At 36.8% G+C, this 18,695-nt stretch carries 17 protein-coding genes; 5 read left to right on the forward strand and 12 right to left on the reverse strand.

The features are described 5' to 3' along the window. Positions 1-69: 69 nt before the first annotated feature. From AC07N0_RS18650 to AC07N0_RS18675, 6 genes are all read right to left on the reverse strand, one after another. A complete protein-coding gene (locus AC07N0_RS18650) occupies positions 70-1,842 on the reverse strand; it encodes a hypothetical protein (RefSeq protein WP_494590450.1) in 1,773 nt (590 codons plus the stop codon). A gap of 168 nt (positions 1,843-2,010) precedes the next feature. Next, the gene (locus tag AC07N0_RS18655; RefSeq protein ID WP_494590451.1) at positions 2,011-2,577 is read right to left on the reverse strand and encodes a DUF4256 domain-containing protein; all 567 of its coding nucleotides are present in this window, start codon (positions 2,575-2,577) and stop codon (positions 2,011-2,013) included. Positions 2,578-2,620: 43 nt separating this feature from the next. After that, on the reverse strand, positions 2,621-3,199 hold the full coding sequence (locus tag AC07N0_RS18660) for a YdeI/OmpD-associated family protein (protein ID WP_494590452.1): 579 nt from the start codon (positions 3,197-3,199) through the stop codon (positions 2,621-2,623). Positions 3,200-3,225: 26 nt separating this feature from the next. Beyond that, the gene (locus tag AC07N0_RS18665) at positions 3,226-3,357 is read right to left on the reverse strand and encodes a hypothetical protein (RefSeq protein ID WP_494590453.1); all 132 of its coding nucleotides are present in this window, start codon (positions 3,355-3,357) and stop codon (positions 3,226-3,228) included. Beyond that, entirely contained in the window at positions 3,357-3,821 is a 465-nt protein-coding gene (locus AC07N0_RS18670; protein WP_494590454.1) for an SRPBCC domain-containing protein, read from the reverse strand. The genes AC07N0_RS18665 and AC07N0_RS18670 overlap by 1 nt, the downstream gene beginning before the upstream one ends. 6 nt (positions 3,822-3,827) lie before the next feature. Beyond that, positions 3,828-4,151 carry an ArsR/SmtB family transcription factor gene (locus AC07N0_RS18675; protein ID WP_494590455.1) on the reverse strand — a complete coding sequence of 108 codons (324 nt, stop codon included), beginning with the start codon at positions 4,149-4,151 and terminating at the stop codon, positions 3,828-3,830. A 99-nt stretch (positions 4,152-4,250) separates the two neighbouring features. Here AC07N0_RS18675 and AC07N0_RS18680 point away from each other — a divergent pair, with 99 nt between their 5' ends. Beyond that, positions 4,251-4,580 (forward strand): ArsR/SmtB family transcription factor, encoded by a 330-nt coding sequence (locus AC07N0_RS18680; protein ID WP_494590456.1) that lies wholly within the window; start codon positions 4,251-4,253, stop codon positions 4,578-4,580. 69 nt (positions 4,581-4,649) lie between these two features. Beyond that, entirely contained in the window at positions 4,650-5,117 is a 468-nt protein-coding gene (locus AC07N0_RS18685; RefSeq protein ID WP_494590457.1) for a DUF6428 family protein, read from the forward strand. Positions 5,118-5,257: 140 nt separating this feature from the next. On the opposite strand, the gene AC07N0_RS18690 is transcribed toward AC07N0_RS18685, so the two are convergent. The 6 genes from AC07N0_RS18690 to AC07N0_RS18715 form a co-directional block, all read right to left on the reverse strand. Then, a complete protein-coding gene (locus AC07N0_RS18690; protein WP_494590458.1) occupies positions 5,258-6,178 on the reverse strand; it encodes an alpha/beta hydrolase in 921 nt (306 codons plus the stop codon). A gap of 62 nt (positions 6,179-6,240) precedes the next feature. Beyond that, positions 6,241-7,227, reverse strand: coding sequence for an alpha/beta hydrolase fold domain-containing protein (locus AC07N0_RS18695; protein ID WP_494590459.1), 987 nt, complete (start codon positions 7,225-7,227; stop codon positions 6,241-6,243). Between the two features lie 33 nt (positions 7,228-7,260). Then, positions 7,261-8,454, reverse strand: coding sequence for a glycoside hydrolase family 88/105 protein (locus AC07N0_RS18700; RefSeq protein ID WP_494590460.1), 1,194 nt, complete (start codon positions 8,452-8,454; stop codon positions 7,261-7,263). 9 nt (positions 8,455-8,463) lie between these two features. Then, a complete protein-coding gene (locus AC07N0_RS18705; RefSeq protein WP_494590461.1) occupies positions 8,464-10,101 on the reverse strand; it encodes a glycoside hydrolase family 43 protein in 1,638 nt (545 codons plus the stop codon). 19 nt (positions 10,102-10,120) lie between these two features. Beyond that, positions 10,121-11,116, reverse strand: a complete 996-nt coding sequence (locus AC07N0_RS18710; protein ID WP_494590462.1) for a pectinesterase family protein — start codon at positions 11,114-11,116, stop codon at positions 10,121-10,123. A gap of 75 nt (positions 11,117-11,191) precedes the next feature. After that, the gene (locus AC07N0_RS18715) at positions 11,192-12,835 is read right to left on the reverse strand and encodes a glycoside hydrolase family 28 protein (protein WP_494590463.1); all 1,644 of its coding nucleotides are present in this window, start codon (positions 12,833-12,835) and stop codon (positions 11,192-11,194) included. 444 nt (positions 12,836-13,279) lie between these two features. Here AC07N0_RS18715 and AC07N0_RS18720 point away from each other — a divergent pair, with 444 nt between their 5' ends. From AC07N0_RS18720 to AC07N0_RS18730, 3 genes are all read left to right on the forward strand, one after another. Continuing rightward, positions 13,280-13,870 (forward strand): RNA polymerase sigma factor, encoded by a 591-nt coding sequence (locus AC07N0_RS18720; protein WP_494590464.1) that lies wholly within the window; start codon positions 13,280-13,282, stop codon positions 13,868-13,870. A 196-nt stretch (positions 13,871-14,066) separates the two neighbouring features. Next, positions 14,067-15,176 carry a FecR family protein gene (locus tag AC07N0_RS18725; RefSeq protein WP_494590465.1) on the forward strand — a complete coding sequence of 370 codons (1,110 nt, stop codon included), beginning with the start codon at positions 14,067-14,069 and terminating at the stop codon, positions 15,174-15,176. Between the two features lie 198 nt (positions 15,177-15,374). Then, positions 15,375-18,659: a TonB-dependent receptor gene (locus AC07N0_RS18730; protein ID WP_494590466.1), complete on the forward strand. Its 3,285-nt coding sequence runs from the start codon at positions 15,375-15,377 to the stop codon at positions 18,657-18,659. Positions 18,660-18,695: the final 36 nt, after the last annotated feature.

Consider the following 18,695-nt stretch of genomic DNA (forward strand, 5'->3'; position numbering starts at 1 on the left):
TAATATTGATGATTGACAATATTAAAAAAAACGGTCTGTGAAACAAGCTAGTTCACAGACCGTTTTAATTTATCCAATCGTAATTTTGTGTTCAAATGGCGTAATACCTGTGAGGTATACATACATGCCATCTGTTTTCAAAGTTCCAAAATGTGAGCTGTACATTTCACCTTCCAAACTTTTAATTTTAGTATGTTGGTTTATTCCTTGTCCGAATTTTATACTATCCTTCCCATAAGTATATTCGCCTGTTTTGCCTGCTAATAAATAATTATTTGGCGAGTTTTCTACTTCTTTCACACCCGTTAATTGTCCCCCTTCTTTGAAGCATAGTTCAATGGTTACTGATACGCCATCAGTGCCTTTTGAACTGAATACCAATTCATTAATACCATCTTTTTCTTCAATACTAATAGTTGTATCCATCATTTTGACATTGCTTTGTGGGCGATGTTCAAAATCCATTTTATTCCAAAATCTCCCATCCGTGCTTGGAGCATGTTTGTAATCACCATTGGCTTTCTTAAACTGTTTAGGCAAAGGTTGGTAATAAGGTGCTTCGATTCTTTGATGCAATATGTACTTCCCATCTTTATAAGCAATCCCTTGGCTACGGAAATAACCTGTACTGAAAAAATCGGTTGAAAAACGAAGGTATTTTAAAATAGCTTCACCTTTTCTAAAAGCAAATAAATTTGAATTTGTTGAACGCCCAGAAGCAATAATTATAGGAAAATCTGCTCCTCCAAAAATCGTAGAAGTTGTATCATTCTTTCGGATTCTGACCAAGTTGGTTGTCTTAAAGAATTTTTCAAAATTTACTGATGGAGCTTTAGGCGTTGGAAGTGGCTTTAAATAGGTGGGTTCTTCTAAACAAAATGGTAATAAATCAACCATTATTTTTTCGTCAAACCCTTTTACCTTCTCTATGAATTTTGTAATTGAGGCAAATGCTGCATTATTATCTTTAATGGCTAAGTAGCGATAATCATGATAATGATTCAGCACATTAATAGTCATAAATTGGTCTTGTCTCCTTGAGTCAGTTGTGACCAAATCACCATTTGGTTCTATATAAAAATACGTTAGATTGAGGTTTTTACGAACAGGCTCTAACAATGTAGGACGCTTTAGCAAACGAGCCATCGTAATCAAGCATCTATCCGTCACCTCAGCATAAATCATACTTCTTTCCAAATAATGCCCATCGCTATCAATATAAATATTTTCAGAAAGCCATTCATCAATGCGTTTCACATAAGCAGGATTAGGAAATAAATCATTTATCTGTGCCAAAGCCGCCGATACTACCCACCGATGGTTAGGAGTATGAATACCTCCAACTCTTAACGATTCTCCTGCTTTCAGGATAAACTCTTTGAGCACCTCTTTTAATGTTGCAAGCACAGGCGAAGTGTTGTGTTTAAAAATGGTAGCCGCAACACAAAGAGGTTCAAGAATGAATGCAGTATCAGGTGGTGAGGCCAAATTACCTAAATTAAGCGTACCATCTGTTTGCTGAGCTTTCAAGATAAAGCGAATAATTTTAGTCATTGCTACGACCAATTCCTCTTTTTGGTAATATTGTGAGGTAGATTCAGCATACCCAGCGGCTAAATTGGCTAAATCAAACCCTAATCGTCTACGAATTTCAGTTATATCAGAAGAGAAAACGGTTAATAATTTAGCAACTTCTTTATTATTAGCTTGCACTATTTGCTGGTAAAAATTTTCGTCTGAAGTACTTTCATGTTGAGCATAACTCACTATTGGTGATAGCACTGCCAATGTTCCTAATCCAAAGCATTGTTGTAAAAAAGTTTGTCGTGTAATATGTTCCATTATGATAAGGATAAAAGTAAAGGGTTGTCTTTTGTAAAAGATTAACACTTGATTTATTTACTTACTTAATGGTAACACATTAGTCTTTTTACTGGGCTATCTGGCTCTATGGGTATTCATTTTAGCTATATATTTTTTAGGCAGAGTAGGGTAGGAGATGCTTATTAATTAAACTCTTAATGCCCCACGAAAGCCCCTAGCGGCATAATAAGATTCTGCGCCATTGTGATATATAAAGACGGTACTATAGCGAAAATCAGCAAAAAGAGCACCCCCCAATTTTCGAATGGTAGCAGGCGTTTGTATCCAGCTAGATGTTTTTGCATCGAACTTTCCAAGTTTTTGTAATGCACGATATTGTTCTTCTGTTAAAATTTCTATACCCATGGCACTTGCCATATCTATTGCATTGTTTGCTGGCTTATGTTCTTTTCTTGATGCTAGCGCTGAACCGTCAAAACAAATACTTCTACGACCTTTGGGCGTTTCGTCTGAGCAATCATAGAAAATATATTCGCCCGTATTTTCATCATAACTAACCACATCTGGCTCTCCTCCAGTCTCTTCCATTTCATCAAGCGAGCATAATTTTTCAGGATTCGCTTCTAGTTTCGCTTGTACGCTAGCCCATTCAATGCCTTGGTGTCTGTTCATGTTTTTCTCAAAACGTGCTTTTAAGACGCTGAGTAAATGCGCAGATTCTTCTGGAGACAAATTATTTTTATTGATATTCATGTTGTTTTTCTTTTATATTGATACAGCTATAATTTTCTAGTATTCATCCTTGTAATCCCTTTCCGCTAAGAATATGTTCTATATATTTTTCAATTCTCGCCTCTCGAGTTTTGGATTGTTTGGGTGCAGCAAAATAAAGAAGATATGCTCTTTGTCGTCCAGGGGTTAAGGCCTCAAAAGCAGTTTTCAACTCACGTGTTTCGTCTAATTTTTGCTGAAATTCGTCAGGAATAATGAATTCTTCAGTCTTTTTAAATGTGACTTCCAGTCCAGCTTTTTCTACTTCAATAGCTTCATAGATATACGTTTTGATGATAGATTCTAATTCAACGATTTCCCGCACATTCGTAAACCGAATCTGGCGTGTTGCCTGCGTATTCTCAGTTTGCTGAATTAAAATACCATTTGTATCATTTAATAAAGCTCCTTTGAAGAACAAAAATGCACAGTATTCTTTAAAATCATGTATCAAAACAATATTACTTTTCTGGAAAGTATAGCAAGGAACACCCCATTTCAATTCTTCAGTCAATAGACAGTCAAGCGCAATCATTCTCAACTTTTCTAATTCCTTTTGCCACTTTTCGGCTTTATTAAAATAAAAATCAACCTTTGGATTCATCTTAATTATTTGTTGAAATAATTTTTCTATTGTAAATGGGTAATAGCATCTACTTCTTCTTTCCTTTTCAATAACTGTACTACCCCAGTTGATAGCATTCCTAGCGCCAACCAGCTAGTAGCAACCCAATAAATGATTTTGTTTTTCTTTGTCATCATTATATCATTTTTTTCACAATGTCTTCTAATCGATTATGAGCCATATTGATGCCTTGTGCAAAAGGTAACTGTAACATTTGGTCTCTAAGAGCAACAGATTTGTACACGATGTGCATACTCAATTTACTAGTATTTTCAGTAAGTTTTTCAAATGCTAAAAACTCCAACTGGACATCAAAAGGGGTATTCTCCATTTCAAACGTCCGAGTGATTTTTTGATTTAAACTATACTCATGAATTACGCCATTAAAGCCATGCTTGTTTCCTTTGAGGTCGGTGGTTACAAATTGCCAGCTGCCATGCTTTTTATTTTCGAGTTTCAGCACTTTTGTGCCCATCCATTGTTCAACAATATCAGGCTCGATATAGGCTTTAAAAAGTAATTCCACTGGCAAATCAAATTCTCTGATAACTACTAACTCCTGTTTGCCATCTTCAGCATTAATTTTTGTTTTGGGTTCCATCTTATTTTATTCCGTTGATTTATATCCTTTCATAAGGGCTTCTAACTTATTAAATCTATCATCCCACATTAAGCGGAATGGCTCAATAAAGTCTGCTATTGCTTTTATTTTTTCTGGATTCAAGCGATAGTAAATTTCTCTGCCATTTTGCTCTTGTTCTAATAATTCACACTCGACCAGTATTTGTAAGTGTTTTGACACAGTTGGTCTGGCAGTCTCAAAATTTGAGGCTATCGCACCAGCTGTCATTGATTGAGAAGCCACCAATAGCAAAATGGTTCTTCTAGTCGGGTCGGCAATTGCCTGAAAAACATCTCTGCGTAAATTCATTATGTAGTTATTTAACTATATAATTTTTTTGGAAAAATTTAGAAAACTATTGCAGATTCAATATTAATATCGTAATATTGCGATATAATAATATAATCAATGGGACTGACTAAATCAGAGATATTTACAGGCGAACAAAATAACTTGGCATCACTGTTTAAAGTGCTAGGACATCCTGCAAGAATAGCAATACTTCAGCATATTATCAATCAGAAAGCCTGTATTTGTAATGATTTGGTTGATGAATTGGGATTAGCACAGGCAACGATTTCACAACATTTAAAGGAATTAAAAAACATCGGTATCATTCAGGGAACCATTGAAGGGAAATCTGTTTGCTATTGCATTGAAGAAAAAAAATGGAATGAAGTTCAACAGTTGTTTGACCTATTCTTTGAACAAAATGTAAAAGTTAATCAATGCTGTTAATATCATTTTTTATGATTTTTAATATCGTAATATTGCAATATAACATTTAATCTTAATAATCAGCGTTTTATGAAATTATCAAACATCAAAGAAATCTTACCAACATTAAATAATGTGGAATTTCAATTAGAGAGTGGCACATTTGTACCAGAGCATTTTCACGTGACAGAAATAGGCATGATTACAAAACACTTTATTGATTGTGGTGGAACGATAAGAAATGAGAAAGTAATCAATTTCCAATTATGGGATGCAAATGATTATGAGCATAGGTTAAAACCAACTAAGCTACTTAATATCATCAAGCTTTCCGAAGAAAAGTTAGGTATCGAGGATGCTGAAATTGAAGTGGAATATCAAGCTGAAACTATCTGTAAATATGCCTTAGCATTTAATGGAAATCATTTTATTCTAAAGAATAAACAAACAGCGTGTTTGGCAAATGATGCTTGTGGCATTCCTACGGAAAAACAAAAAATAAACTTAATAGAACTGGATGGTAATGCTTGTTGTAGTCCAAATTCAGGTTGTTGTTAAACCATTAGTTTTTTGATGTATAATTTACCTTATGTTAAGTAAAAAACTAAACACAATATCTTAGTCAGCTTCAATGGTACTCATGGTTTATTTTTAGCGAGGTACTTAAGGACCTCGCTAAAAATAATTGAATAATCTCCTTATCGACTAATAATCCCTGCTTCTATCATCCACCGCTCACACAATTCTGTCCATAACTCCGTAGAACCCGGGTTGTTTCGTAGTGCAATAGCATGTCCGCCTTGAGGGAATATATGTAAAGTACTACTTACTTTGTGTTCTAATAAAGCTTGATATAATAAAAGGCTATTATGCGAGTCGACCGTGTTGTCATTAAAAGCTGAAACAATAAAAGCAGGACTCGTTTGGTCTGTTACTTGTAAATGTGTTGAATATTGATTGATTTGTTCATTAGAAGGATTTAGTCCTAACAAATTTTTCTTACTTCCCTTGTGTGCGTAATTGCCCATATCCACCACTGGAGAAACCAAAATCATAAAATTAGCTTTTGCAGAATATTTATCTAACGTATCACCAATATAAGATACATCTTTTGTAGTTACGCCTGCCAAACTTGCCAAATGTCCTCCAGCAGAAGAACCTTGAATACCTATTTTATCTGTTTTTATTCCCCATTTAGGCGCATTACTTCTAATCACCTTTATGGCTCGTTGGGCATCTTGAAGCGGACCAATCTCCCGATTTATAAGATCGGGACTATTAGGTAATCTATAATTAAGTACAAAAGCTGAAATTCCCATGGTATTAAACCACTTCGCCAACTGTATACCACTAATCACATAAGCCAAACGTTCATAGCCACCACCGGGACAAATAACCACTGCTGCCCCTTTGTTTTCTTGTTGAGAAGGGAAAAAGGCGTACATTCCGGGCGTGCCTACTTTATATACTCTTTCATTAGCAATACTGTCTTTCAGTAGCATTCCTTTGGTATTGGGCATTTTGCCTTTAGGCCAAAGAGGAATAAATTCCTGCGCTTGTAAGGTAAAAGATAGGAATATACCTGCTAGAAAGACAACGATTTGTTTTTGAGTTTTCATCTTATTTGAATTAAGTGGCATATTTATACAACTAAATTGAATATAAATACCTGATAACGAAGCTATTTCATTACTTTTTTGAGGAAGTCAGCAATGTACATCGCTGATTCATCTGCCCAAGGATGAAACAACCAAAAAGGATGTACTTTTACATTGAACTGATGTACTTCATGATAAATACCCCATTCTTGGTATTGACCCACTAGCTCGTCCTGACCTGCGTGAAAACGAGAATAGCCACTATTTAAGAAAAGCATGGGAACCGATTTTTCTGTAGCCCAATAGGCTGGCGATGCCTCTTTCCATACCAATGGTTTTTCATGAAAAAGCCCTCCTAGCCATGCGGCATCAGGGGAATCACTTTTTCTTTGTAAATTCAATGATGAAGGAGCTAAAAAATTAACTGTTCCATCTATATCAACAATAGCATTTACTTTACTAGAAATGCCCAGATGATTACCCATACTTCCCTCAAATTGAGGGAAGTCATTAGTCAGCCCTACTAGTGATGCAAGTTGTCCACCAGCCGAACAACCCGAAATAGCTATTTTTGTAGTATCTATGTCATATTCATTCGCATGTGCTTTTACCCATCTAATAGCAGCTTTGAGGTTATGCAAGGCTGCTGGATAAGAAGCCTCTAACGAAAGTTGGTATTCAACAGGAATTGTTACAAAACCTTTTGCTGCGATTAACTGTGCTAAAGGTACTTGCATCGACTTTTCTCCTGAACGCCATCCCCCTCCATGAACCATCACTAACGCAGGGTATTTACCCTTTTTTCTTGGATGAAAAATATCTAAGTGTAAATCTCTTGGACCAAAAGGAGTTTGCGGTAAATGAGCATAGATTAAGTCTCGTGCTTCTGCTACCGATGTTGGGGTTTGGTGTGGTACAGGGATAGCATACGGATATTCTTTCTTTATTTGCCCATGTACCTTTTTTACATTGTAAGATGTATCTCTGGGAATGGGTTTATAATTTTGTGCCCAAAGGGTATTCCCTACAACAAAGAGAATACCCAGTATATAAAAATTCTTTTTTCTCATAGTAAGTGATTTTTAACATCATTCAGATTACGCTTACATTTGCTCAAACTCAAGGGCTAACAGAATAAACGGTCCAACGGCTTTTGGGTCATTATCACGTTTAGCTTCTTGGCAATAATATTCATAACTGCCATCTCGATAAGGCTTTCCGCCCAAGCCTGCCCCTGCACAGGTATCAGTAATCGTTATTTCTCCGTCTGCTTGTTCTTTGATTAAATGTTTTAAAATACCCTTATATCCTTTTTGAGCGGTGGCTAAATATTTTTTGTCTATTACACCCCTTCTGACTCCTTTGATAAGAAAATAGACAAACATCGTTGAGGCTGAGGCTTCTAGGTAATTCCCCTCCTTTGCTCCCACATCCATAACCTGATACCAAAGACCTGTTGAAATATCCTGATATTTTTTCAATGTTTGCGCCACGCTTTGAGTAATCTGTAGTATTTTTGGATACTCAGGATGATTTTTCGGAAAAAAATCTAGGGTATCTATCAAAGTCATAGCATACCACCCCATGCCCCTACCCCAAGTATGAGCCGACTTCCCTGTTTGCTTATCTGCCCAGCGTTCTTGTTTGCTTTCGTCCCAACCGTGGCTATACAAACCTGTTGTAACGTCTTTGTTATGAACATCAATTAATTTGATTTGCTTAGCTACGTCATCAAACAGGGCTGGTTCTTTAAACACTTGTGCATACTGAGCCAAAAAAGGAGTAGCCATATATAGCCCATCTAACCACATTTGATGCGGATAGTTTTTTTTATGCCAAAATCCACCTTCCGTTGTTCTGGGATGTGTTAACATCTGCGTTCGTAGGGTTTGTATCGCCTTCTGGTATTTACTATCACCCGTTTGTTGGTATAAGGCAAATAGGATTTTACCAGAATTAACAGCATCAATATTATAGTTATCTAAAGCATACGTTTTAATCGTGCCATCTGGCAAAATCAAGTCATCAGCATATTTCTTGATGTATTCATAATACTTGGTTTCTCCTTTGGCTTTCCAAAGCTTTTCAAGGGAAGTACATACAAGTCCATTACAATAATTCCAACGGGGTGTTTTAGAAAAATCTAACATCCACCCTTCTGGATTACGCTTGATGTCTGAATCAGCCATGCGTATCGACCAAGGTTTTTGTGATTTCCCATAGCTAATCGATGGATATATTATTGATAGACCGCCGTAGCTTAAAGCCATTTTAAGGACATCTCTTCTTTTCATCATCTTTTGTTTTTAAGGTAAAGGTTCAATCTTAAACCAATCAAAATCAGCATAGCCCGAATCATTAATTTGAGAAATACGAGTACAATACAGTCCAATCTTTGCACCAATCCAATGCCCTACAATGGCTTGAAACTCATTACCAACTTGCTTAAATTCTTTTCCATCAATGCTATAACTGAACTGACATTTTGCATTTTTCATCACTTTTACGCGTAAATAAACAGGCGTTTTGGCGGGAACAGTAGCCAATGTCGTTTCTGTTTCTGCCTTCCCTTCTGATGCCTTATTACATTCAGTGTACACCAATGCTATTTCATCTTTGCCTTTACTTTTCAGGGCAATAGTAGCATAGCTTTTCCCCAAAATTATCAAGCCTGTTTTCTCATTTTCTAAGCGAGTGTTGGGTGTAAAAATCACTTTCGTAGTAGCCATAAAGTTTTCTGTCGGAAACTTTTGGAGTAAAATATTCGGTACTTCCCAATAATTTTTAGCTTCGTCGGGTACTTTGAAAGAATACAAACGTAAGTGTCCTTGGTTGGTCATACTATGCCAAATGCCTTTTGGATTTGCTTGCCATTGCCATTGTAGCCCAAGTGTATTGGTATTAAATTCATCCGACTCGGCAGGAGTAACTATTGGGTACGTTTTACCAACATTGGGTTTACGGTAAGTAAGCACTGGCTCGCCTTTATTATCGCCATCTGGATCAATGCCTATCACTGGCCAATCGTTCACCCATTTCATAGGTTGCAGATGCACCACACGACCATATACGTCTTTATCCTGAAAATGCAAAAACCAATCTTCACCCGTTGTTGTATTTACCCATGCGCCTTGGTGTGGACCATTTACAGGGCTTTTCCCTTGATCCATTACTACCTTCCGTTCGTATGGTCCATATACGTTTTTAGAACGAAGTACTAATTGCCAACCTGTAGAGACCCCACCCGCTGGAGCAAAAATGTAATAATAACCATTGCGTTTATAGAACTTAGGTCCTTCCAATGTTGGGTCAGTTTCATGTCCATCGAAAACGATTACGCCTTCATCCATTACTTTCGTTCCACTGGCATTTAGTTTTTTGATTGTCAATACACTTTTGATGCCTGCACGACTGCCAGCCCAACCGTGTACCAAATACACTTGTCCATCTTCATCCCACAAAGGACAAGGGTCTATCAACCCTTTCCCTGCTTCAATCAATACTGGTTCTGACCACTCACCTGCTGGATTTTTAGTTTTGGTTAAGTAAATACCAAAATCTGGATCAGGATAATAAAGCCAAAACTCACCTTGATGATAGCGAATAGCAGGAGCCCAAACGCCATTTCCATGTTGAGTTTTAGAAAAATGTTCAACAGGAGGCTGACGTTTTAGCGCATGACCAATGAGTGTCCAGTTGACTAAATCTTTAGAATGTAAAATGGGTAAGCCAGGAACAGCATCAAAACTTGAAGCTGTCATATAAAAATCATTACCCGCTCTACACACATCTGGGTCAGAATAATCTGCATCTAATACAGGATTTTTGTACTGCCCATTTCCTAAGTCCGCTACCCAAACCTTAGAAATATAATTATCTTTTTGTACTTGACCCTGTAACGAGAAACTCAAAAGACAGAGGGCATAAACGTATTTTTTTAGCATCATCATTGTATTTTTAAAGCTATTTCCACCAATTTTTAATAGTACTTTTTGACCCAAAAATGCGTTCTACACTATAATTATCAGCCTCTTTCTTTTTTAACTGACGGCTCCATGCTACTCTCTGAGCTGTATTAGCTCCTGAGCCGTAAGATACGTATTCGGCGTATAAAACTGTCTTTTCATTATCGGTATTTCCCCAGTTGTTCCAACCTATAGGAAGAATATGATTATCCATTTCTGTTCTTATAAAAACAGTTTTAGAATATGGTCGCCAAGGACGACCTAAGTATACTTTTTGGGCTGATGAATCGGCTGTGAGTTTACAATCTAAAAAGACAAATCCGTAAGCTTGATAAGCAGGCGTTGCGGCAGCAGTAATGAAAGAATTAGAGAGGCTTTTGATAATACATTTCTCAAAAACACAGATAGATTTCCCGAAAATAAAATCTGTTGTCCCTTCTATCTGGCAATCCACATAATATTGTTGGCTTCCTTCTCTAGCAGCATATAACGTGTCTTGATTCCCCAGAATCAAGCAGTTTTTGCATATAAACCTATCGCCTTCTACATGCAATGCTACAGCTTGTCCCACTCGTCCTGAGGTATTCTGAATCGTAAGGTTTTCGATAATAATATCAGGCACATCCACCAAAAAGGTAAAAGAATTATAAGTACTAAATTGACTTTTTCCTGTAGCATCTTTTTGTCCGTTAGGGTATGCTTTCCCAGAATAATCATCATTCGTAATGATAACCCCGCTCCTACTTTCACCCAGTAAATGAAGATTAGGTTTGTTAGGAGGGATAACAACCTTTTCATGATAAATCCCGTTTTTAATAAATAGCGTTACTCTTTCTTGGGAGTGGTCACGAAAAGCCATAACGGCTTCTTGTATTGTTTTGAAATCTCCTGAGCCATCTTGGGCAACCGTAAATTTGGTCGGATATTTTGAATTTTGGGCAAAAGCATCCGCTAACCCTACTATAAAAAGCAGGATAAAGAGTATTTTTTTCATGTGTCGATTATAATGTAATGATTGAGCCTAGCATTTAGGAGAGGTGAATCGTTCACCTCTCCTAGCAGTCATAGATTATTTTACTAAAGCCGCTTCTGTCGCACCGTCTTTCCACGTTATCTTTTGTTGTGATTTCTCGAAGTCAGTATTAAGGACTTTGATATTTTGGCTACGCTGTCCTGCGATGGTGAAAAATCTTTTGGCAGTTGCCCCCAACGTAATTTTATCAAATACCAAGGCTTGGCTATTTTCGATAGCAACTACAGGTTCTGTTTTTGCGGTATAAAGGGTAATATTTTTGCAGGTAATTTCGGCAGCATCTATCAATTCTACACCGATTTCAGTTTGTAATGTTGCATTTTCAATCGTGATATTTTTAACAGGCATTTCAGGTAAACCGCGAATGAAAATTCCTTTGGTAGCACCATGACAAACAATATTTTCAAATTTCATGTTTCTGAAAATCGGTGTGCCTTCATTTACCACTGGACTTTCGTCTCTTGGGCTATCAGTAGCAAATTTTACGAAATAGTACATATCAAAGAAGATAGCCTCTTGTGCTATGTCTTTCATATAAATATTTTTAGCGTAAATATTTTCTACAATACCGCCTCTACCACGTACCGACTTGAATCTTAATCCTTTATCAGTACCCATAAAAGTACAGTCATACACAAAAATATTACGTGCGCCACCGCTCATTTCGCTACCTATCACAAAACCTCCGTGTCCATTATACACTACATTGTTACGAATAACGCCATTTTCTGTTGGCATACCTCGTTTACGTCCTTCTTCATCTTTTCCTGATTTAATACAAATGGCATCATCACCCACATCTAATGCACAGCCCTCTATCAAGAAATTCTTACAAGATTCAATATCCATCCCATCTCCATTATGCGCATACTCTGGGTTTTTTACAGTCAGATTTCGCAAAGTAAGGTTTTCACACATCAAAGGGTGTAAACACCAAGCAGGGGAATTTTGGAAAGTGATACCTTCAAGCAACACTTTTTTGCATTGTGTCAATACGACTAAATTAGGACGTAAAAAATCTTTTATATCAGCAAAATCCTGAGGCTTTTTGCCATCTGTCAATAACATACTTTTGCCCTCAGTACTTGCCTTCAAAAACTGTTCGCTTGGGTACCACACTTTACCGTCGGGTCTTACAATACCACCCGAAGAAACTTTTTCTTTCCACTCTCCTTCTGTCAATTGTGCCTTATTTACTGCACGCCAAACATCCCCGTTGCCATCTATAATTCCTTTACCAGTAATGGCTACATTTACAAGCCCAGTACCCGAAATCGGTGACTGATTACGAGCTGCTTTTTTGCCTTCGTAACTTCCTTCTACCAAAGCATATTTACTTTTATCTGTTGTAAATAAAAGCGTCGCTGCTTTTTGGAGGTGTAAGTTTACATTACTTTTTAATTCGATAGGGCCTGTTAACCATAAACCTTTAGGAACTAATACTACACCACCACCTTTTTTGCTACAGGCTATAATAGCATTATTAATAACCTCGGTATTAAGCGTTATACCATCAGGCTTTGCTCCTTTTGACAGGATGTTGATGGTATCTTTTCGAAATGTTGGTTGTACAACTTTGGGTAAATGTTCCCAATTGTACTCAGATGATTTTTGAGCTTCTGCATTGAAAGTAGATAATGCCCAAAAGGCAACCATCCATCGTAAGTGTGTACATTTCATGAATAATGATTTTTATTTTAGTAAATTTTAAGCGATAATAACTTACCCTAATATCAATATGACAAGGTAGTGTATGGTAAGCACAATAAAGAATCATGACAGTCTCTAACTGTCATTAAAGCTTATTATGTATGTACGGAGATAATGATTATTGCTATGGAAGAGCATTAAACACGAACAAAGTTGAGTTATCATTCGGTTTACTTTCCCGAAATTCTCACAATCTTTCTAAGCAAACAAATATTTTTTTTGTTTTTTTTATGCAATCGTTGCCGGCAACGTTGCCAAATCAACTAATCGACATTTTCAGCCCCCAAAGTAGAAACAACTGAGAGAGAAGCCCCATAGTAATTTTGGAAATACGAAAATATAATTCCTATATTTGTTGCTTTTAATACTAATCTAAGTAATAATTGTATCTTTCTAATCAAAATAGTATGTAGCATGGCGGCTAGCGATCAAATATATCTTAATCTTTGGCAACAAATTATTAAAGGAGATAAACAAGCCTTTAGTGAGCTTTTTGATGCCTCGGGTAAAGAATTGATAAACTATGCCTACAAGGTTTCGTTGGATAGAGCTTTGGCTAAAGATGCCGTACAAGATGTTTTTGTAGATTTATGGTTGTATCGAAACAATCTTAGTCAGGATGTACAAGTACGTTTTTACTTATACCGTTGTGTTCGCAGAGCGATTGAGAAGCTCATGAAAAATGAATCTTTTGAATCTTATGATTCAGCGATTCAGCCATCGTATGTTTTAACAGACGAAATGTCACCAGAAGTACGCTTATGCCAAATTGAAGCAGAGCATCAACAAGACATACAGCTAGAAAAATCACTTAAATCTCTTTCTGAACGTGAAAGAGAAATCGTTACGCTGAAATATTATTCTAATCTAAAATTAAAAGAAATTGCTGATTTGCTTGGTTTAAAAGAGCAAACAGTGGCTAATACCCTTCAAAACGCCCTATCAAAGCTCCGTAGACAACTTTCATATTTGGTAAGTCTACTAATCTTCCTATTATTTACTTAAAAAATTAAAAAAATACAGATTTTCTTTAGTAGTAAAATCAAAAAGGCTTCTCTTTATATATAAAGGACAATTTAACCTAGCTTAAATACCATGTCCCTTATACTTTAAGCGATTGGCTTGAGGCAATTTTATGAGTTTTAATAGGCTCATATTGTATGTCTACCTATTTTTCAAACTTTAAGATACTGTATTGACTGTGAATGCTTACGTAACATATACTCCTGAAGAGCTTGCTCAAGATTCGTACTTTATCCAATGGGTAAATGCCACGGATTTGGCTGCGGAAAATTTTTGGCAAAATTGGCTCGAAACCTATCCCTTTAAACGTAGAGATGTGGAATTAGCAAGACAATTAGTGCTATTAGCCCACCAAGTAGGCGAATCTGATTTCACACAGAATGAAATGGATGAATTAAAGTCATCTATTTTTGAAGAAATTGATAGCTATGAAAAACCATCGTTTTGGATGAATTTTCGTCAACAATGGGCTTGGGCGGCCGCCGCAGTTATCTTAATTGGAATTGGTTTCTCTTGGAATTACGTAGTAACTCCTAAGACAAATAATACTTATTTAGTACAGGTACAAACCGCCAAACAACAATACGAGCTAATAGAAATAGCGAATAAAAATGAAGCTCCACAAGTAGTTAATCTGCCTGACGGAAGCTCTGTTTTATTGAAAAAAGAAGCCAAAATATCGTATCCTAAAGCCTTTACGAAGGATTTTAGAGAAGTATTTTTAACTGGAGAAGCATTTTTTGAAATAGCAAAAGACCATAATAAACCTTTCTTAGTACACGCTAATCAGGTTATTACCAAGGTATTAGGCACAAGCTTTACGGTTAAGGCTTTCTCTGGCTCGCCCAAAGTAACTGTTAATGTAAAAACGGGTCGGGTAGCGGTATTTTTAGCCGATAGTGAAGAAGGTATCAAACAAACAAATAGTAAAAAGTTAGAAGGTTTTGTGCTATTACCAGGAGAACAAGTAGTAGTGAATGACAGCAATATTGGTGAAATACAAGCACAAACAGCTACTCCTTCTTCAACAGTATCAACTGTTACCCCAATTGAACGACTTTCGTTTGAATTCAATGAAACCAGTCTGAAAGAAGTTTTTAGTCGTATAGAGCAATCGTATCATTTAAAGATAGATTATGATGAGCATTTAATGGGGAATTGCCCCGTGACGGCTTCACTTACAGATGAACCACTTAACCAAAAGCTCCACCTAATATGCAAGGCGGTCAGGGCTAACTATATCCTTACGGAGGGGAAAATAGTGATTACTGGCCAAGGATGCCAATAAATAAAACAGTTATGGAAAACATGTCTAACTAAAAAAATCTCAGTGCTTATGTAATACAAATCAACTAAAACAATCAACTCTTTATTAGAAAAAAGAGCCGATAAAGTACCAGTTTATCGACTCCTCAGCATCCAATCCTACAGAAGGATTGCAGCTATCTTATTGTCAAAATCGTCTAAATTTTAACGTATCAAAGTTATGAAAAAAATTCAACAGAATTATCATTTTGTCTGGCAAATTATGAAACTGACCTTTTACCAACTTTGTCTGATTGTAGCATTTGCGAATCTCTCGTTGGCATTACCATCCAGAGGGCAAGAAGTGTTGCTTCAGCATTTGTCACTCAAGGTGACAAACCAAAGTGTAAAGGATGTATTACATACTATCGAAAAAAATACAGATGTAAGATTTGTGTATAGCTCACGTATAATTGATAGTGAGAGAAAAGTATCGCTATCGTTAAACAATACTACTCTTGCACAAGTGCTTAATAAGCTCCTTTTGCCTTTGCAAATAAAATATGAGGTGGCGGGTTCTCAAATTGTGCTCGATTTAGTTGAGCCACGTGCAGAGGTTTCATCGGTTATCGAACAAATCATTCCAGTTGATATATCTGTATCAGGAAAAGTAATTGACGAAAATGGCAATGCGCTTCCAGGGGTAAATATTGTTATTAAAGATACACGAACAGGAACGTCAACTGATGCTAAAGGTATCTACAAATTGTCTATCCCTCAAAAAAACGTTGTACTCGTTTATAGCTTTGTAGGATATAAATCTGTTGAGAAATCAGTAGGCGACCAAACCAATATTGATGTACAATTAGTGCCTGAAAATAATGCTTTGAATGAAGTAGTAGTAGTAGGTTACGGTCAGGTACAAAAAAGAGATTTGACGGGTTCAGTGATTTCTATTAAAGAGGCACAAATTACATCTACGCCTGTAACCAATGTACTAGAAACATTACAAGGGAAAGTAGCAGGGATGGATTTGACCCGTAGCAGTGGGGAAAGTGGTGCTTCGATGAGTTTCTCTATTCGTGGTAATCGTTCTCTAAATGCTTCTAACCAGCCTTTGATTCTTGTGGATGGCGTGCAGTATGGTGCATATATTGACATAAACCCTAATGATGTAGGCTCAATTGAAGTATTAAAAGATGCTTCATCTACTGCAATCTACGGCTCGAGAGGGGCAAATGGTGTAATATTAATTACAACCAAAAGCGGAAAGGCAGGTAAAACTAAAGTTGAGTTTAATAACTATTATGGTTTAAACTTACTGTCTACTTATCAGCAAGTAACTAATACACAACAATTTGTGGCAATGACTCGTGAGGCTTACAGGGCAGCTGGTCAATGGAATAGCACGGCGGATGACCCAAAAATATTTAATGTATTGATGGATAACATCAACAAAGGTGTTAATACCAATTGGGCTGACCTAATGCTACATGATGGTAGTGTACAAAACAACCATATTGCTGTATCAGGCGGTTCTGAAAAAACAAAATTTCGTTTATCAACAGAATATTTTGATGAGAAAGGCTTATTGAAATATGACGAACTTAAGCGATTTGTTCAACATTTGAATTTAGACCACCAAGTTACTAACGACCTTAAGTTAGGCGTAGTGCTTAATTTCAATACCTCAACTCAGCAAAGACGTAATACTAGTTTTTGGAACCTTATCAAAAACTCTACCTTAGGGCAACCTTATGAGGCAGATGGTTCAATTAAAACCTATCCCTTCCCAGGCTCTGTAAGTTACAACCCATTGTTAGATGAAAGCCAGGATAATTATAACAACTTAACTAGCAGTAGCAGATTGTTTATGCTTGGCTATACAGAATGGAATATTGTCAAAGAGCTTTCGCTTCGTTCAAGCTTTAATATTGATCTTTTTAGTAGTCAGCAGGGTATTTTTGAAGGTAAAAACACAACAGTTGCAGGGGTGAATAGTGGTTATTCTAGGTCTGCTTTGATAGATGCAAGAAATCGTAACTGGACTTGGGAAAATGTTTTGAACTACAACAAAAGTATCAAAGAACATTCTTTCAATGCCATGGTTGGAACGAGTATGATTAGTTATCGTACTGTTAATTTTTCGGCAGAAGGAAAAGACCAGCCATTCTCTTCAGCACTTTTCTATAATATCGGTACGAATACTAAGGACATTCTTACCAATAGTAGTCTTACTGAAAGTTCATTGGCATCTTTCTTTGGGAGAGTAAATTACAAATTCAATGACAAATATTTTGTAACAGGTTCAATTCGTTTTGATGGTGCCTCAGTACTTGCACCAGGGCACAAATGGGCATCATTCCCTTCGTTAGCGTTAGCATGGCGTGTATTGAATGAGCCTTTTATGGTTAATACTCAAAATGTGCTATCTGAACTAAAATTAAGAACCAGCTACGGTATATCGGGTAATAGTGCCATTTCTCCTTATCAAACACAAGGAGGATTAAGCAAAATTGCCTATTCATTCGATGAAACTCCTGCCTTTGGATATTGGCCAAAATCGCTTGCTAATGAACAACTAGGTTGGGAAAAAACAGCCACTGTAAACGTAGGGCTAGATTTTGGTATCCTGAAAAACAGGATAACTGGTACGGTGGATATTTATAATACTACTACAAGCGACCTACTGATGGACCGTATTTTGCCTACACTTACTGGTTATAGCACTACAGTGGCCAATGTTGGAAAAACCAAGACAAGAGGGATAGATGTTGTAGTTTCTACTCACAACGTATCTGGAAGAAAGTTCAGTTGGTCAACGGACATCAACTTTGCTACCTTCAAAGAAGAAATCATAGCCCTTAGTTCTGGCGGTGACGATGTAGCCAAAGCTTGGTTTGTGGGCAAACCCCTACGCGTTTTCTATAACTATGAAAAAGTAGGTATCTGGCAAACTTCAGAAAAAGACGACGCTGCTAAATATGGTAAAACACCAGGGGAAATTAAGGTAAAAGACCAAAATGGAGATGGTAAAATCACGGCTAGTGAGGATAGAGTTGTATTGGGACAAGCTTCGCCAAAATGGTCGGGTGGCATTACCAACAATTTTACTTATGGTAATTTGTCTCTTTCGGTATTGATATACGCTAGAGTTGGACAAATGATTGCCAGCGATTATTTAGGTTATTTTTACCCAGGTGGAACAACGGCTGTGGCAGATTATTGGACTCCTGAAAATCCGACAAACGCGTATCCTCGCCCTTACTTGAACCGTACAGACCAATATCTCTCTACGCTTAGTTATACCGATGGTTCGTTTTGGAAAATTAAAGACATCCGCTTGAGTTATAGTTTACCTAAAGAATTATTGAAAAAGACCCCATTGAGTGCCGTAACGATTTATTCTACTGCGAAGAACTTCTTCACATTCAGTAAGATAAAAGATTACGATCCTGAACGTGGTGGTTCGGTTGATTTTCCATTAACCAAACAAATTGTGTTTGGGCTAAATGTGAGCTTCTAGTTTTTTGATTGTGGAAGGTAACCCTTAAAATATTTT

The sequence above is a fragment of the Arcicella sp. GW821-FHT09D11 genome (assembly GCF_059416265.1).

Bases quoted from the DNA above. Each gene is read 5' to 3' on its own strand.
- AC07N0_RS18650 (WP_494590450.1), bottom strand. From the start codon at position 1,842: ATGGAACATATTACACGACAAACTTTTTTACAACAATGCTTTGGATTA.
- AC07N0_RS18655 (WP_494590451.1), bottom strand. From the start codon at position 2,577: ATGAATATCAATAAAAATAATTTGTCTCCAGAAGAATCTGCGCATTTA.
- AC07N0_RS18660 (WP_494590452.1), bottom strand. From the start codon at position 3,199: ATGAATCCAAAGGTTGATTTTTATTTTAATAAAGCCGAAAAGTGGCAA.
- AC07N0_RS18665 (WP_494590453.1), bottom strand. From the start codon at position 3,357: ATGATGACAAAGAAAAACAAAATCATTTATTGGGTTGCTACTAGCTGG.
- AC07N0_RS18670 (WP_494590454.1), bottom strand. From the start codon at position 3,821: ATGGAACCCAAAACAAAAATTAATGCTGAAGATGGCAAACAGGAGTTA.
- AC07N0_RS18675 (WP_494590455.1), bottom strand. From the start codon at position 4,151: ATGAATTTACGCAGAGATGTTTTTCAGGCAATTGCCGACCCGACTAGA.
- AC07N0_RS18680 (WP_494590456.1), top strand. From the start codon at position 4,251: ATGGGACTGACTAAATCAGAGATATTTACAGGCGAACAAAATAACTTG.
- AC07N0_RS18685 (WP_494590457.1), top strand. From the start codon at position 4,650: ATGAAATTATCAAACATCAAAGAAATCTTACCAACATTAAATAATGTG.
- AC07N0_RS18690 (WP_494590458.1), bottom strand. From the start codon at position 6,178: ATGAAAACTCAAAAACAAATCGTTGTCTTTCTAGCAGGTATATTCCTA.
- AC07N0_RS18695 (WP_494590459.1), bottom strand. From the start codon at position 7,227: ATGAGAAAAAAGAATTTTTATATACTGGGTATTCTCTTTGTTGTAGGG.
- AC07N0_RS18700 (WP_494590460.1), bottom strand. From the start codon at position 8,454: ATGATGAAAAGAAGAGATGTCCTTAAAATGGCTTTAAGCTACGGCGGT.
- AC07N0_RS18705 (WP_494590461.1), bottom strand. From the start codon at position 10,101: ATGCTAAAAAAATACGTTTATGCCCTCTGTCTTTTGAGTTTCTCGTTA.
- AC07N0_RS18710 (WP_494590462.1), bottom strand. From the start codon at position 11,116: ATGAAAAAAATACTCTTTATCCTGCTTTTTATAGTAGGGTTAGCGGAT.
- AC07N0_RS18715 (WP_494590463.1), bottom strand. From the start codon at position 12,835: ATGAAATGTACACACTTACGATGGATGGTTGCCTTTTGGGCATTATCT.
- AC07N0_RS18720 (WP_494590464.1), top strand. From the start codon at position 13,280: ATGGCGGCTAGCGATCAAATATATCTTAATCTTTGGCAACAAATTATT.
- AC07N0_RS18730 (WP_494590466.1), top strand. From the start codon at position 15,375: ATGAAAAAAATTCAACAGAATTATCATTTTGTCTGGCAAATTATGAAA.